This window comes from Flavicella sp. (assembly GCF_029238425.1).
GTDB lineage: Bacteria > Bacteroidota > Bacteroidia > Flavobacteriales > Flavobacteriaceae > Flavicella.
The window spans coordinates 1-17,446 of record NZ_JAQWGB010000014.1 but is presented as its reverse complement, the minus strand read 5'-3'; the positions used below and the strand labels follow the sequence as shown (position 1 = coordinate 17,446).

General features: G+C 34.4%; 12 protein-coding genes. 7 read left to right on the top strand and 5 right to left on the bottom strand.

What is annotated here, in order from left to right; all coding sequences use genetic code 11:
• Nucleotides 1-117 precede the first annotated feature (117 nt).
• Nucleotides 118-528 (top strand): hypothetical protein, encoded by a 411-nt coding sequence (locus P8H68_RS00740; RefSeq protein WP_300320327.1) that lies wholly within the window; start codon nt 118-120, stop codon nt 526-528.
• A 24-nt stretch (nt 529-552) separates the two neighbouring features.
• On the opposite strand, the gene P8H68_RS00735 is transcribed toward P8H68_RS00740, so the two are convergent.
• Together P8H68_RS00735 and trxA are read right to left on the bottom strand one after the other, a co-directional pair.
• Nucleotides 553-3,429 carry a DUF5060 domain-containing protein gene (locus tag P8H68_RS00735; RefSeq protein WP_300320324.1) on the bottom strand — a complete coding sequence of 959 codons (2,877 nt, stop codon included), beginning with the start codon at nt 3,427-3,429 and terminating at the stop codon, nt 553-555.
• Between the two features lie 136 nt (nt 3,430-3,565).
• Nucleotides 3,566-3,925, bottom strand: coding sequence for a thioredoxin (trxA, locus tag P8H68_RS00730; RefSeq protein WP_300320322.1), 360 nt, complete (start codon nt 3,923-3,925; stop codon nt 3,566-3,568).
• Between the two features lie 131 nt (nt 3,926-4,056).
• Between trxA and mqo the strand changes: the two genes are divergently transcribed.
• Nucleotides 4,057-5,409, top strand: a complete 1,353-nt coding sequence (gene mqo, locus P8H68_RS00725; RefSeq protein ID WP_300320319.1) for a malate dehydrogenase (quinone) — start codon at nt 4,057-4,059, stop codon at nt 5,407-5,409.
• A gap of 54 nt (nt 5,410-5,463) precedes the next feature.
• Here mqo and P8H68_RS00720 read toward each other — a convergent pair whose 3' ends face one another.
• From P8H68_RS00720 to dinB, 3 genes are read right to left on the bottom strand one after another with little or no spacing between them, the layout of a single operon-like run.
• On the bottom strand, nt 5,464-6,333 hold the full coding sequence (locus P8H68_RS00720) for a zinc-dependent peptidase (RefSeq protein WP_300320316.1): 870 nt from the start codon (nt 6,331-6,333) through the stop codon (nt 5,464-5,466).
• Nucleotides 6,334-6,377: 44 nt separating this feature from the next.
• Complete coding sequence (locus P8H68_RS00715; RefSeq protein ID WP_300320313.1) at nt 6,378-6,836, bottom strand: 3-oxoacyl-ACP synthase; 459 nt, start codon at nt 6,834-6,836, stop codon at nt 6,378-6,380.
• Nucleotides 6,837-7,943 (bottom strand): DNA polymerase IV, encoded by a 1,107-nt coding sequence (gene dinB / locus P8H68_RS00710; protein WP_300320311.1) that lies wholly within the window; start codon nt 7,941-7,943, stop codon nt 6,837-6,839. It abuts the gene before it with no gap.
• 185 nt (nt 7,944-8,128) lie between these two features.
• Between dinB and P8H68_RS00705 the strand changes: the two genes are divergently transcribed.
• The 5 genes from P8H68_RS00705 to P8H68_RS00685 all read left to right on the top strand — a co-directional run.
• Entirely contained in the window at nt 8,129-10,936 is a 2,808-nt protein-coding gene (locus P8H68_RS00705) for a triple tyrosine motif-containing protein (protein WP_300320309.1), read from the top strand.
• A 436-nt stretch (nt 10,937-11,372) separates the two neighbouring features.
• Complete coding sequence (locus P8H68_RS00700; RefSeq protein ID WP_300320306.1) at nt 11,373-14,453, top strand: TonB-dependent receptor; 3,081 nt, start codon at nt 11,373-11,375, stop codon at nt 14,451-14,453.
• A 10-nt stretch (nt 14,454-14,463) separates the two neighbouring features.
• The gene (locus P8H68_RS00695; RefSeq protein ID WP_300320302.1) at nt 14,464-15,957 is read left to right on the top strand and encodes a RagB/SusD family nutrient uptake outer membrane protein; all 1,494 of its coding nucleotides are present in this window, start codon (nt 14,464-14,466) and stop codon (nt 15,955-15,957) included.
• 10 nt (nt 15,958-15,967) lie between these two features.
• Nucleotides 15,968-16,603 carry a glycosyl hydrolase family 16 gene (locus P8H68_RS00690; RefSeq protein WP_300320299.1) on the top strand — a complete coding sequence of 212 codons (636 nt, stop codon included), beginning with the start codon at nt 15,968-15,970 and terminating at the stop codon, nt 16,601-16,603.
• Between the two features lie 39 nt (nt 16,604-16,642).
• Nucleotides 16,643-17,446 (top strand): PKD domain-containing protein (locus P8H68_RS00685; protein WP_300320296.1); only part of this gene is annotated, 804 nt, incomplete at its 3' end.

The window sequence follows — 17,446 nt, the reverse complement described above, 5'->3', positions numbered from 1 at the left end:
AGCTTTTTTTTCAAAATCTTGGTTGGACTTAATGTCAAAAATATCTCTAAATTTATTTCTCATTGCTATTGACAAAAATAGATTAATTTTGGATGTACAGCACTTTAATATAAAATGATGTTAAAAAAAATAATTTTACTTCTTACCACTATATTGACAACGGCTTGTTCTGATAGCAAAACAGAGGATATTAACAGTGATTGCAATCCAATTGACATCGTTTGTACCGAAGAATTTAGATCGATTACGCTAGAAATAATTGACATAAACGACAACCCTGTGATTTTAGACGCTTTTAAAATAATAAGAGAAGACACAGGAGAAGAAATTGAATCAAGCGAAAATTTCCACCAAAATTTCTATACAATCATCAATGATAATTATCAAAATGAAATCGCACAGAAAGAAATAAACTTAAAATTTACAGGATTTATAAACAACATAGAAGTACTCTCTACTAACTATGTTGTTTCTGCAGACTGTTGTCATATTGAGTTAATCTCTGGGAAAACCAAAATTGTTTTATAGTAAGAAAACTATTAAAATTAGAAATTAGTCTTTAGGTTTGAAGTTTTTATTTTTTGTTAGAATAAATTTATCAAATTCAAATCCGTCCTCTCTCATAGAAAAAGTAACAATATACTCACCTCTATGAGGAAACTCTAAATATATGGTATTCGGAACGCCACAATGATTCTCAGGAACCCTTTGAGCCGATGTCCATGTCCATTTATTTTTCCCTTGGCATAACTGAATTCTTTGTCCACTCTCTGGCCATTTATTATTTAGACCAACATGCAAACCATTGTCTTCTGGCCCACTTGAATAAGCTCTTGTCCAAACATAATATTTTCCAGGTGATTTAATCTTAACTTTATAAGCCACCATTCCACCATAGCCAGGAAATGGAAAGAAGTTTTCTCCCACAGTCAGAACATCATCATGGGTAACACGAGTGTCTGGTAAAGCTTCAATATAACTTCCATTACTGGCCCCATCCATATGATTCTCCAAATTTTCAATTTCTATATTCTCTCTTGATTTTCTAACATACCAATCTCTTGGAGATCCGTTATCACTTTTAAAATGAAATGCCTCTGCCTCTACTTCAATAATGCCATTCTTAGCACTAAAAGCTTTTACGTTTTTCAATTCACTTTTTAAATTTAAAACTGGACTTGGCGTTAAAAAAATAGATTGCCACCTACCTCTTGCCCATGCCGTCTCATCATTTTCTGGAATTTTACCATTGGTCACTGCTTTGGACATTACCTCAATAACATCTCCTTTTTCTAAGTAAACTACTCCAAGATTGCTATCATACCTTGCCAATGGTTTTTTAGTTTCCTTATTCTGCACTGTTGCAATGGTTTCCCCATTCACATTTATCTTATAATCAGACTCGCCGTCATTTTCAATAAAGGAAACGAACATAGCTTTGTACATACCTGTTTCTCCATTGAATATCATTTTCGCAGACGCATATACATCTCTATAATTTTTATTTCCTGCATTGATCCCAAGAACTTTTGTCTTTTTATCTATATAATAAACAGCCTCTGAATTTTGAGAAACGGTAAAATCCTTTAAGGCATTTAATTCCATTTTTACAGGAGTATTTTCCAACAAAGGTTTCATCTTTTTCTTATTCACAACCAAGGCAACCCAATCCCCATTTTTAGAAGGAGGTGTTCCGATAGAAACTTCCTTTCCTCCATAAATCCTTCTAACCGATCCTTTTTGCAATTTACCACCTGTTCTTGGATTGTACCATTTTACGTCAAATTTCCCGTCAACTCCAAACAAATCCAAAACAACATTTTCTTTAACTTCAGGAATATAAATAGCATAACAACTTCCGTTTTTTGCAAAAACATAATCCGAAGTACCCTTGGTCAAACCATCTGCCGATTTCATTTCCGTAAAAGGAAGATAATTCTGAAAAAATTCTAAGGCATGATGCGTTTGATCCCAAAGAATATCTCTAGACCTCCAATCCTCACAATTCAAATCATTATGGGCATATTTATAACCAAAATACCATTCTACACCTGCACCACCAGCCATTAGATTTGACCATAAAACATGATTTCTTATCTCATTATGTTCTGGATCTACAGCATCCGGAAGTGCTCCTTTATCAGCTGGTCCTATTTCATCCTGACAAGCAATCCATCGTTTGCCTGCCTTTCTAGATTTATCAATCCATTTTTTAGTAATTCCATGAATGGTTTTAGGATTATGTGTTTGAAACGACGGTCCATCCAAGTTCTCATTCCCTAATAATGGTTCTAAAAAAAGATCTTGTGCTTTTGGATCGGCATGCGTATGCAACACCACAAATCCCTTATAAGGATCATGAGTTTTAATATATCTTGCCATATCCTCACGATCCTTATCCGTTTGTCCCTTTGGTGTCCAATGCAAGGGTCCATTTTCTTCTCCAAGATTCCAGGTCACCCCTAAATGATGTCCAAATCTTGCAATCAATTCTCTATAATAAAGTTTACGCTGTGTTTTTAATTCACCAATATCCAATAATAATTCATTCTCAGTCTCTTGAGTTACCACATGCAACATCAACCCCAAAGAATCCATATGATCAAAAACAATTTCCCACTGATCTAACTTACTACAATCAAAACGATACCGCTCATTAACATCATTCCAAGGCCATACATCTTTTCCATCTCCTTGAACATTCATAGTCAAGAAATACACAGAATTCATTTGTTTGGACTTTAAATAATTCAAAGCCCCAATAATATTTTTACCCTTTCCATTTTTCCATGTAGGATTTCCTTCTTTCCAATCTCCAGCATGTGCTTCGTATTTATGAGAAGCTGGTGTTTGATCAAATTCATAATATCCTAAAAAACTCTCCGGACTATCAGCCCCACCCTTTAGGAAATAATCTTTTGTTTCTTGAAATTGCAAATAACCTTTATCCGTATAAGCTAATCTTCCTTTTGCTCTAAAGTCATCTCCCTTTTTATCTGATTTTCCAACAGTTATTTTACCAGAAACACCATCAAACCAAAGCTCCTTTCCAGCATCTTTAGCATCACTTACAGCGATCGCTTTTCCTGCTCTAAATGAAACTTTATATGTCCATTCCCCCTCCAAATTGGGTCTAAAACGTACTTTCCATACTTTTCCTTTCCCTGAACTAGTTTCTGCTGCCGCTCCATCAGCAGCAAAAAAACCAGGAACCTCAAAAGACGTATCTCCATTTGTAAATTTCACCATAAGGCGATAATCTAAAAAAGGATTTACATCCCCATTTTCGGACAAATTTTCTCCCTCAAAGCTTAGAGTAATCTTGTGCCATTTTTTTAGTTCACCATCGATAAGCACTTTATCCGACTGTGCAAAAATTGCATTAAACACAAAGAGAACAAAAACAATAAGAATAGCTTGTTTTTTCATTATTTCATAGATTTAGTATAGTTTAAGATGTGCAAATTAATAAAAACCATTTATAAACATGTTCGTAAAAACCCACATATAAAACAAAAAGAGCGCAATAAATTGCACTCTTTCTTTTTTTTGATAAAATCAAAAATTATTTTTCAACCGATAAAACCTCTGAAATAATTCTTTCCAATTCTTGTTTTGGAAGCGCTCCTTGTGCCATTTGCGGTTGTCCTTCCATTGGAACAAATAACATAGACGGAATACTTCTAATTCCAAAAGCTCCAGAAAGCTCTTGTTCAGCCTCAGTGTCAACTTTATAAATATTTACTTTCCCTTTGTATTCTTCCCCTAACACTTCTAAAACAGGAGCTAAAGACTTACATGGTCCGCACCAATCTGCGTAAAAATCTATAATACATGGGATCTCCCCGTTAAATTTCCACTCCTTATTTTCCTCGAAATTAAACACCTTTTCAAAAAAGGCCTGTTTTGTTAATAATTCTGTCATGTTTTTTTTGTTTTATTTTCAATTTAAGTCGTAAAATTCCATCAATCTTACAAGCTGCAAATATGATAAATATCATAACAAAGCCCTATCTTTGCAGGCAAAATAATTTATTTCAATTTTAAGACCTACAAATGTCTAAAACTATAAAACATTCTGAGTTTGTATTGATTGGTGGAGGAATCATGAGTGCCACTTTAGCAATAATGCTCTATGAAAGATTTCCAGGTAAAAAAATCACCATCATTGAGAAACTTCCTAAAATGGCTGAAGAAAGTTCCGAAGCATGGAATAATGCTGGAACAGGACATGCAGGAAATTGTGAATTAAACTACACTCCTGAAAAAAATGGTGAAGTAGACACTAGCAAAGCTGTAAAAACAGCGAAAGAGTTTAATGAAACTTTAGACTTTTGGAATGATTGTGCTGAGAAAGGATACATTCACAACCTAAAAAAATGTATCGCAAAAGTTCCTCATATTAGTTTTGTTGAAGGGAAAAAAAATAGTGCTTATTTAGAAAAAAGACACAATGCCTTGAAGGAAATTTCTTACTTCAAAGAAATGATTTTCACAAAGGATTATGAGCAAATAAAAGAATGGCTTCCATTGATGATGGAAGGTAGGAGCAAAAAAGAAAATATTGCTGCTACCTATGTAGAAGAAGGTTATGATGTGAACTTTGGTGAAATTGCAGAACAACTATTTAGATTTCTTGGAAAACAAGATAATGTTCAATTACTGAACAGAAGTAACGTATACAATCTTCAAAAAACAGATAATAAACGTTGGTTGATCACAATCAAAGGTCAAAGCATAGGAAAGCACTGGAAACTTGTTTCTAACTATGTTTTTATTGGAGCTGGTGGTGGTGCTCTTTCTTTATTAGAGAAATCAGGAATCAAAGAAGCGAGAGGATACGGTGGATTCCCTATTAGTGGACTTTGGCTGAGATGTACCAATCCTGAAATTATAGACCAACATGCTGCAAAGGTATACGGAAAAGCTAAAAAAGGATCACCTCCTATGTCGGTTCCACATATGGATACTAGGATGATCAATGGACGTAAAGAATTATTATTTGGACCTTATGCCGGTTTTACAACAAAATTCTTAAAACACGGTTCTATGTTCGACCTACCAAAATCGGTAGAATTTGACAATATCATGAGTCTTTTAGGTGCAGGTTATAAAAACCTTCCTTTAGTATCTTATTTAATAAAGCAAGTAAGTTTGAGCTTTAAAGATAGAATGGGAATGCTACGTGAGTTTTATCCTGAAGCGAACGATGAAGATTGGAAACTAGCAGTTGCCGGACAACGTGTACAAATTATCAAAAGAGATAAAAAAGGTTTTGGTAAACTTGAGTTTGGTACGGAAATAATTATTTCTAAAGACAAAACAATAGGTGCATTGCTTGGAGCTTCTCCAGGAGCCTCTACTTCTTATTCTGTTATGAAAAAAGTGATGGATAAAAGTTTTAAATAAAAACTAGAAATCATAAATTAAAAAAAGCGGCTTGAGTTACTCAAACCGCTTTTTTTAATTTATTCCACAACATCTTTTATATTTCCTTCCACTATCACAAGGACATTGACTATTGCGTCCTATATTTATTATTTTCGGATTTAGGTTTCTTGCCGACATATCTTGTTTGAAAAAATAGGCCAAATGGGCATATAACTCCGGATGCTTCCTTTTTAATAATTTTGGTCTTTCAAAAAAATACTCGCTTACAACGGAAAAAAATTCAGCCTTGTTAGTTCCTCCATATGGATTGATATCCGATTCTCCTGTATAAATTTCTTCCAACTTATTATTAATAAAGTCCAACCAAGGAATTGCATATTGTTTTTCCATCAATACTGACGGAAGCCCATCGATCGTACCTCCTCTTTTATCTATTAAATGTACAAACTCATGTATAGCCGTATTCTTTTTATCCGATTCATTTTTAAACCCTATCCTAAGAGCCTCTTTTGACAAAATCATTTTACCTTCCATAGGTCCATTCCCTACCATTCCTAAAATTCTCCTTCCAGAACCTGTAGTTTCTAATTTTTCATTAAAAGTTGTCGGGTAAATTATCACTTTATTCAAATCAGCATACCTCCAATCCTCGAATCCAAAAACCGGAATAACAGCACTTGCCGCTACTAACAACCTATCAACATCATCAATAGTTGTTTTAACTGCCACTAGTTTACAATTCCATAAAAATTCCTGGACACGTAATTCAAATTTCCTTTTTTCTGATTCATTCAAAGCCGTATAAAAAACAACTTCGTTTCTTAAAACGGCTCGCCATGCCTCTGGAAAAGGTTTAGTTGACAACTTCCAACCATCCGCCTTATTCGGAGACCAAATAAAAAAATATATCCATATAAAAACTAAAACTAGCGCTATTGACAAAAAAAGAAACATATAAACCTTTTAAAATGAAAGCAAACTAAAATTTAAAACAAGTGAATTACTTTTTGGCTTTTGCCATTAAAGGAGAATTCATCACCTCCTTTTAAACCAACAATCAAACGCCCTAAAGGGGAACCAGGAGATATCACAAAATAATCATCTTTTAAAACCGTAACTTTTCCAATACTAATCCCTATAAAATAATTACCAACATTCGTTTTAACCACAGTGCCCAAGGCTGCAACATCCGTCAATTTTGTAACATTAATTTTCTCTACCATTAATTTCATTTGTTGTACTTGACTTAATTGTTGACCCGCCTTTTCCATCTCCAATTGCAACATTGCCCGTCCGGTTTCATGTTTGTCGCCCGCCGAACTTTTAGATTCAGAATCCAAAGAATCTTTGTTTGACTGTATGGTCTTTTGAATTGTTTCCAATTTAGCAGAGACAAAACGCTCACATGCCAACTTTAATTCCTTTTTTAATTCTAATCCTGTCATTTAAAACTTTAATTTTAGCTGAACGTCTGTTACTGTTTTATTGCTTTTTGTGTTACTGTTTAGATTGGTAACGGAAATCCCCAACAATCGCACAGAATCTTTCAATTTATCTTGATACAACAACTCTCTAACGGTTGTTAATAATATCGACCTTGATTTCACAAAGTACGGGAGCGTTTTACTTCTCGTCTGCTGCGTAAAATCGCTATATTTAATTTTCAATGTTACTGTTTTCCCTGCAACATTTGCTTTTAATAGTCGTTTTTCCAATTCCACAGAAATACGTTCTAATTTTTCAATCATAAATACTTCCGAAGTCAGGTTTTCAGAAAAAGTATGCTCTGCTGCTACCGACTTTCTTATTCTATTTGGTTGTACTTCGCTTTTATGTATGCCACGAACAATATCGTAATAATATGCACCCGATTTATTAAAATGTTCAATTAAAAACTCTTTGGATTTAGCTTTTAAATCTCTTCCTGAAAAAACCCCCAATTTAAACATCTTCAACCTTGTCACTTTTCCAATACCGAAAAATTTTTCAATAGGCAATTCCTCTAAAAATGAAATCACCTCTTCTTCAGGAATCGTTTTTTGACCATTTGGCTTGTTAATATCTGAAGCTATTTTAGCAATAAATTTATTCACAGAAATCCCAGCAGACGCGTTCAAACCAACCTCTTGAAATATTTTATTTCGAATCTCAGTGGCAATATGCGTGGCAGAAATCATATTTTTTTTATTCTTTGTAACGTCTAAATATGCTTCATCGAGAGACAAAGGCTCTACCAAGTCTGTATATTCAAAAAATATTTTTCTAATCTTTTGAGATATTTCTTTATACCTCTCAAATCTCGCTGGAACAAAAATCAAATCAGGGCATAGCTTTTTAGCCAAGGCTCCTGCCATGGCTGATTTCACTCCAAACTTTCTGGCTTCATAGCTTGCCGCCGAAACAACTCCCCTAATTTCACCCCCACTTACCGCAATCGGTTCGCCACGAAGTTCTGGGTTATCCAACTGCTCCACAGAAGCAAAAAAAGCATCCATATCAACATGAATAATTTTTCTGGAAACTATTCCTTCCTTTTTATTATCTGACTCCATCTTCAAACAAATTTAGGAAACAGATGGGAACTAAAAGGATAAAAATAAATATTCGACACATCTCTTTGTCAGAATAACTTAACACAAACACTACAAATCACAGAAACCAATAAGTATTCTATATATTTTTTGTAAATTTAAAATCAACCACACATACCATTTTTACTAAACTTAGCTATCACTTTATGTTACACAACATCAAAAAGAGACTCTTTATACTATTTATTTTCACCTTTACAATTAGTATATCACAAGAAATTCCTCCAATTCAAAACTATACACCAGAAACATACAACGCGGAAAACCAAAACTGGTCTATTTCTCAAACTGAAAATAATTTTATTTATGTTGCTAACAACAAAGGACTTTTAGAGTTCAATGGTGCATCATGGAATTTATACAATTCTCCAAACCACTCTATCATTAGATCCGTAAAAGTAATCAACGAAAAAATATATTCAGGCTGCTATATGGAGTTTGGCTATTGGAAAAAAAATAAATCGGGAATTCTGGAGTACCATTCCCTTTCTAAAGAACACAACATAGAACTCATTGAAGATGAGGAGTTTTGGAATATTTTAGAAATAGGAGAATGGATTTTATTCCAATCCCTAAATAGAATATACATTTATAATTCTTTTGAGAAGCAATTTAAAATTATTCATTCTGACACCTTACTTTCCAAAATTTTTAAAGTTAACAACACCATATATTTTCAAAAGTTTGACGATGGCTTGTACAAAATAGAGAAAGGAGAAAGTCAATTAGTCTCTGATGATCCTATTGTAAAACAAAATATACTTGTTGGAATCTATAACCATGAAAAGGACTTGTTAATACTGACTCAAGAAAAAGGATTTTTCAAATTAAAAAATGGTAAAATCAACAAATGGAAAACAAAAGCTGACGACTTGCTTTCCTCAATAAGTATTTATAGTTGCATAGAAACATCGGATAAAAATTTCATGATTGGAACCATTTCTCATGGAATATACCAACTTGACCATTCAGGAAATATTATAGTCAAAATAGACCAAGAAAAAGGACTAAATAACAACACGATTTTAAATATATTTGAAGACAATGCTCAAAATATCTGGACAGGATTAGACAATGGTATTAGTTGTTTAAACTACAACGCTCCCTTTCAAGTTTTTTATGATAAAAATGGAAAACTTGGAACAACCTATGCTTCCTTAAAACATAATAAATATTTATATCTAGGAACGAATCAAGGCCTATTTTACAGGAATACCGAATCAAACAACAACTTTGAATTAATCCCTGGAACGGAAGGTCAGGTATGGAACCTGCAACTTATAGATAACTCAATTTTTTGCGGTCACAATTCCGGAACGTATTTGATCAAACAAAACACTGCCGAACAAATCTCGCCTATTCCTGGAGCATGGAAACTTGAAATGTTACCTAACTCAAACAATACGATACTACAAGGGAACTATAAAGGCTTTTGCATTTTAAAAAAGACAAATGGTAATTGGAGTTTCTCTCATAAAATCAAAAACTTTGACATATCTAGCAGATACTTTGAATTTGTAAATCCTTCAAAAATAATTGTTACACATGAGCAAAAAGGGGTTTATGAATTAGAACTGGATGGAAGTTTAACAAAATTTATAAGCGCTAAAATCAACAACCACCTTAAGGGAGAAAAATCAAGCATTATAAACTATCAAGGTTCCTTAATCTATAATTACAACAAAGGACTATTGAAATTCAACACTGACTCGAATAGCTTTGAAATAGATTCGGTATTTCATACACCATTAACCACAAATGAATCTTATGTTTCAGGAAAACTTGTAAACACAAACGACTCTAAACTCTGGGCCTTTACAAAAGACAACATCCTCTATTTTTCTCCAGGAAAAATTAATGCAACCCCGGAGGTAACTAAAATATACTTACCCACAAAACTCAGAAAAAACTACATAGGCTTCGAGAACATATCTTCTTTACCCGAAGAAAACTATTTGCTAGGAACTTCTTTTGGATTTCTAATCATAGACACAAAAAAGCTCAACAAAAAGAAATATAAAATTGAACTAACACAGATTGAAAAGAGACAATTAAACGATCATACAAGTATCGTTCCGCTTATAAACGACAACAATTATTCCTATCAATACAACAATCTTGACTTTTCCTATAGCGTTCCTTCTTATGAAAAATTCTCAGAAATAAAATACCAATTCATTTTAGAAGGCCGACACAAACATTGGAGCGAATGGACCAGCGAATCCAAAGCTTCCTTTAAAAACCTGCCGTTTGGAAAATACACTTTTAGAGCAAGGGCTATGGTTGGAAATATCGTCACCTCCAATGAAATTGCTTTTGATTTTACTATAGAACGACCATGGTACCTAAGCAACAGGTTTATACTATTATATATAATTATATCTATTGTTATTATTATAATCATCCACAACATATACAAACAATATTACAAAAGGCAAAAACAAGAATTATTGGACAAAACCCAAAGGGAATATGAACGATCTCAACTAGAGAATGAAAGAGAGATCATGAAACTGCGCAATGATAAATTACGGGGGGATATTGAAGGTAAAAATCGTGAATTGGCCGCATCAACTATGAGTATTATTAAAAAGAATGAGTTCCTTAACAGTATCAAAAAGGAATTATCTGATCTACAAAACAATGACATGATAAAACCTGTTATTAAAATAATCGACAAAAACCTTAATAACACAAGTGATTGGAAGCTTTTCCAAGAAGCTTTTAACAATGCTGATAAAGATTTTCTTACAAAAGTTAAGGATAAATACCCTGAGTTGACGCCGAATGACCTGCGTCTATGTGCCTATTTACGATTAAATTTATCTTCAAAAGAAATAGCTCCTTTGCTAAATATTTCACACAAAAGTGTTGAAATAAAACGCTACCGACTCAGAAAAAAGATGGGATTGGCAAAAAAAGACAATTTAATTCATCATATCTTAGAAATATAAGCCTCCTTTTTCTAATACATTACCTTAACAAATTTAATTTAAGGTATCAAAATACCACAAACCAATGTTTTATTAACATTGGTTTATTTTTTTTATAAAACATTAATTTACAAAGTTTTATTTTTTTAAAAGTAAGGTTTACATTTTAAAAAAAATAAAATGTAGTGTCTATGTATAGGTGATTTTTTGCTGTAAACATCTTAACAGTTGTAATTTAGAACAAGTGAACGGCTCAAAACCATTCATGACTTTTTAACTCCTATTATAAAGTTTTTATGAAGGTTTTAAATTAAGTCAGTTTTAAAATTAGAAAAAAGGCTCGAGACTTTTTATCTACATAAAACAACCAACCAACGAAACTTAGGTTTCAACTAACGAAAGAAACTAAATAGGATTCCAATTATTTGGATATTCTTTTAACTAAAACCAAAAACCAATGAAAATTAAACTACTCTATTTTTTGTTTTTCTGCGCGACCGCAACAGTCACTGCACAGCAAATGCAAATCTCAGGAACCATAATTTCCTCAGAGGACGATTTTCCTATTGCCGGAGCTAATATTTTAATCCAAGGCAAGAATGCAGGAACCACAACGGACTTTGATGGTAATTATGAACTAACAGTAGAAAAAGGGGACTCTATTATCATAACATATATAGGTTTCAAATCATCTACCATTCTTATTGAGTCACAATCCACAATCAACGTAACTCTTTCTCCTGACAACCAACTATTAGACGAAATAGTAGTTATTGGATATGGATCTCAAAAGAAAAAGGAAATTACTGGAGCCGTTTCGGTTATTGACTCTAAAGCCATTGAAAAATTAAACCCAGTTCGTGTGGAGCAAGCCTTACAAGGGCAAGTTTCAGGTGTAAATGTAACAACCTCTTCTGGTTCTCCAGGTGCTGCATCAAATATTAGAATTCGTGGTGTATCCACAAATGGAGATAACAATCCTTTGATTTTAGTAGATGGAAATAGAATTACTGACCTTTCCGTTATCAATCCAAATGATATCGCTAGCGTGAATGTTTTAAAAGATGCAACTGCCGGAATATATGGAGTACAGGCAGCAAATGGTGTTATCTTGATAACTACTAAAAGTGGTAGGAAAAATACAGAATTAAAATTTAATATCGATTCCTATATTGGGTTTCAAGAAGCTAGTAACTCTATCGATGTTTTAAAACCTAGAGACTATGCCATTCTTGTAAATGAAATGTCAATGAATGGTGGAGGAGATCCTAAATACATCGTGTATCCAGAGGATGGACCGGATTGGCAACAACAAGTATTTACCAGTGCACCGATTGCAAATGTAAACTTTGATGCCAACGGTGGTACTGAAAAAGCAGCTTATTCATTTGGTGCCTCTTACTTAGACCAAGATGGTATTGTGGGTGGAGATAAATCAAACTACAATAGAGCAACCGCAAGATTGAATTTTCAATATGACATATTGAAAAATTTAAAACTATCAACTACGGCTATCTATACTCATTCGAATAAAAATAATTTGAGCGAAGGCGCTGCTGGATCTGTATTGTTTAATGCAATCAACATGAACCCGGTGATGCCTGTATACGATGCAACTGAGGAAGATGGATTTCAAAAAGCGTACAATCTTGGAGGCGAGATTATAAATCCCGTTGCTCAACTTGCCAATACTTATGACAAAACTCGGGTTAATAAAATTAGTGCAACATTAGGTTTAGATTATTCATTTTTAAACGACCATTTTAAAGTGAGTTCAAAATTCCAAATGAATCACTCAGTCGTAGACGGTCATGTTTTTAAACCAGAGGTTTATTATGGACCTTCTAAGAGTTTTAACATCACCACAAACGAAGTGTATGAAAACAAAGATTATTACGATGATTACACTTGGGATAACTTTATCACCTATTCTAATACTTTTAATGAAGATCATTCTTTAACCGTTCTTTTAGGTATGTCAGCATTTAAGACATACGGAACCTTCACTGGAATGTCTGGAACAAACTTACTTTTAGATGGTCAACAAGTAAATAGCATAGAATATGCAAGTGTAGCCAATGCAGAAACACAAATAAACAGATTTACAGACGAGCAATTGGCGCGTGGTTCAAACACATTTGACACTAGATTACTTTCTTATTTTACAAGAATTCAGTACAACTATAAAGGTAAATATCTTTTATCAGGGGTACTTCGTAGAGATGGTTCTACAAGATTTGGACCAGAGAACAGATTTGGATATTTCCCTTCTGGATCATTAGGTTGGAATATTTCTGAAGAAGATTTTCTAGTAGACAATGACCTTGTGAATTTGTTAAAACTAAGAGTTAGTTACGGTATTATTGGATCTGATAAAATTGGAGACTACAGATACTTATCAACTTTATCAGGAGAAGCAACTTATGTAAGAAATGACGAAGCTGATGCTTCAGAATTACTTCAAGGTTTAGCCGAAGGTGCTCTTTCAAATCCAGAAATCCAATGGGAAAAGCAAAAAACTTTCAACATTGGTATCGATACTCGATTGCTTGGAGACAGAATTAGCATGACTATGGATGCCTTTGACAAAAGAACAGAAGACCTTTTGATCACATCACAAGTTTCAGGAATTCTTGGATCATCAGCTCCAGGTTCAGCACCACCTACAATCAACGCAGGTACAGTTCAAAACAAAGGGTTCGAATTTCAAATTGCATACAACAGTAAATTCTCAGAAGATTTTAAAATCAATGCGAGCTACAACTTTACAACTTTACACAACGAAGTATTATTCGTTTCAGGTGAAAATGGTTTTGAAGCCGGTGGAGGCTTTGGTGTAGGTATCGGAGTTGATGACGCTGGTAGAATGGAAGCAGGATACCCAATTGGATATTTTTATGGTTACAAATCAGACGGTGTGTTTACTTCTCAAGAAGAAATTGACGATAGCCCTGTATCATCAACAGCGACAGCTCCTGGTGATTTAAAACTAGTGGATGTCAATAATGATGGGGAAATAACTGCGGATGACAGAACTTATATTGGAGACCCAATAGCAGATGTTACTATGGGATTAAATTTAGGTTTCAATTATAAAAACATTGATTTCAGTGCTTCTGCTTTTGCTTCTTTAGGAGCCGAAATGGTACGTGACTACGAACGTCAAATTTTAGAAGCCAACAAAGGAACTTACAACTTGGACAGATGGACACCTACCAACACCAACTCAAATGTGCCAAGGCTAAGTACAGGAGGAACACCACAAAGCAGTTACTTCTCTGACTTATACGTTGAAGACGCCTCTTACCTAAGAATTCAAAACGTGCAAGCAGGATATACCTTCCAAGAAAATGCCGTTTCAAAAATTGGATTGGATAGATTGAGATTATACGTATCCGTAAATAACCTATACACATTTACAAATTACAAAGGATATGATGCGGGAGCATCCTCAGGAGCACCTATAGGAGCTGGTATTGACAAAGGATTTTATCCTGTTGCGAGAACATATATGTTAGGCCTAAACTTAAAATTTTAACACGTAGATTATGAAAAATTACAAGATATATATTACAGGTTTCATTATCGCCTTTGTAACGCTTACTGCGTGTAGCGATGATTTTATTGATGTGCCTTCAAGAAATCCAAATTCCGATGATTTCTTTAAAACAGAACAAGATTACCAAGATGTTTTAATTGGAGTTTACGATTTATTACAAGCTTCTTTTTGGAACGTTATGGTTGGAGAAATTGCTTCAGACAACACACTCGCAGGAGGTGATCCAGATAATATTGATGGTCCTTCAATACAAGATATTGACAATATGGTTCACAATGATGTCAATGAACAATTGAGAGATATCTGGAGATGGATGTATGCTGGACTAAACAGAGCAAACTATATGCTTGAATTCAGAGACAACATCGAATTTGACACAAAAAATGACATGATTGGTCAGGCACTATTCTTGAGAGCCTATTTTACGTTTGAATTGGCAAAATGGTTTGGGCCATTACCATTATTAGTTGAAGATGGAAGAATCCAAAACAAAAGAATGCAGTTTGGAGAACAATTTACAATCTCTAGAACGGCAACTATAGCCGATACTTATGCCTTAATAGAAGCAGACTTAATTGAAGCTGTTAGTTTACTAAACACGACTCAAGATTTAGAGTATAAAGTAACCAAAGGGGCTGCTCAATCTCTACTAGGAAAAGTTTATCTATATCACGGAACATTTGATGCTGCTAAATACACAGATGCTGCCACTGTTCTTGATCAAGTTATCTCTGACGGAAATTACACGTTAGCATCTAATTTCGGTAACATATTTGAGCACCCAGGTGAAAATGCAGACGGTTCAATATTTGAAGTTCAATATACAGATGTAGAAGGTGCTGGGTTTGATTGTTTACAATGTAGTGAAGGAAATGTAGCCGTAGGGTTTAGTGGAGTAAGAGAATATGTAGGTCCTACTTTTGATTCAGGTTACGGATTCAATACTCCTACTGCTGAAGCTGCAAGTATTTTTACTGTTGGTGACTTAAGAAAGGATGCTACTATTTTTGACGCAGAAGCTATTGCTACCAGTTACCAACCTAGTAGAGGAGAGACGAAATTATACAATAGAAAATATCTTCCTAGAAAAGGAGATTTAGGGTTAGGAGACAACAACTTAACGAATCCTAACAATTACAGAGCTATTAGATATGCTGATATCCTTTTAATGGCAGCTGAGGCTAATATTCAAAAAGCGGCTCCAGATGCTACTAAAGCAAAGGGCTACTTAGATCTTGTTAGAGATAGAGCTTTTGGAAACACCACAAATAGAATTGATGCTACTCTTGCAAACATTTTACAAGAAAGAAGGCTTGAACTTATGGGGGAAGGACATCGATTCTTTGACTTGGTAAGAACTGGCAATGCTGATAGTACCATTGATGGTTTCGTAGCAAACAAAAATGAATTGTTTCCAATTCCACTTATTGAACTTGAATTAGCAGGAGCTGTCGAAAGATGGGGACAAAACCCTGGATACTAAAATTAAAACTATGACTTTTTTTAAAACAAACATACTGCTATTATCAATCCTTTTTGCCACTGTCTCATGCAGCAGTAATGACGACACAAATGAGATTGACCAAGAAGAACAACAAGAAGAAGAAGTTGTGGTGCCTTCAACGGTAGCGCCATTTTTCCCTATCAACTTTGAAACGATAGGATTTGGAGCAGACTGGACCTGGACCGTATTTGAAAACGGATCCAACCCAGCGCTAGAAATTGTAGAAAACCCATTTAAAAATGGAATAAATACATCATCCAACGTAGCAAAATTTACCGCGTTGTCAGAAGGAGCAGCATGGGTTGGTTGTGAGACCAAACATGGTGAAGATATCGGGACTTTTAAATTCGATGTAACCAATAGCACAGTTAAAATAATGGTTTACAAAACTGTTATTAGTGATGTTGGATTAAAGTTTGCTGAGGCAAGCGGTGATGCTCAATTGGAAATAAAAGTAGCGAATACTAAAATTAATGAATGGGAAGAATTAACATTTGACTTATCTGGTAGCATTGGAGCTGGAGCAACCGGTAATATTGATCAACTGATCGTATTTCCTGATTACACTTCAAGAAACTCAGATAATATCATCTATTTCGACAACATCAAATTTGAAGAACAATAACGCAAAAACCAAATACAAACTAAATTAAAAACAGACATTATGAATTTACTAAAAAACGGGATGTATATCCTACTAGGATTAAGCTTGACTATAGCTTGTAAAAGTGACGACGAAGGTAGCGGAGGCGATGCTACCACCATTACAAACTTAGATTTTGTAATTACGGAAGAGAATGACAATGGAAATGCAGTTGGAGTTACACCTTCTTCTACCGGAGGAACTTCCTATTCAATTGATTTCAATGACCCGATGGCAACAGGTAACGAAGATGTGATCGCATCAAGTGGACCAAAAGCGACTTATACTTACGCTGAAGAATCAGGTACTTATGACATTACTGTTACAGCATCTGCTTCAAACGCCGCGGATGTGTCAAAAACAAAATCTCATGCAGTTGTTTTCGAAGCAGCAACAGTGTTAGCAGATTTTGAAGATGAAGCTAGTTTAAATTTAAGAGACGATGCTGGAGGTGGCGCCGTAATTACCGTGGAATCACAAACAGGAATGAATGGTTCTGCCTCAAACGTAGGTGTTGCCGTTTATAATGGTGCTGGTAACTGGGATGCATTCTCAATCAACCCTGCCAACTACATTGATGTAAGAACAAAAGGAGTCATCACCGTGGAATACTACCAAAGTGAAGGACTTGCAAGAGATATTCTTTTGAAATTAGAAAATACAAAAACGGATCAAGATGGTATTTTCGCAATAGAGGTATTAACAACTTCAACAGCGGATACAGGTTGGCAAACACTTACATTTGATTTCCATTCTAACAGCGCAGTGGGTAGTCACCCAAATGGAGCTCTTGATGTTATTTTAGACCAATATGCCACAATGGCC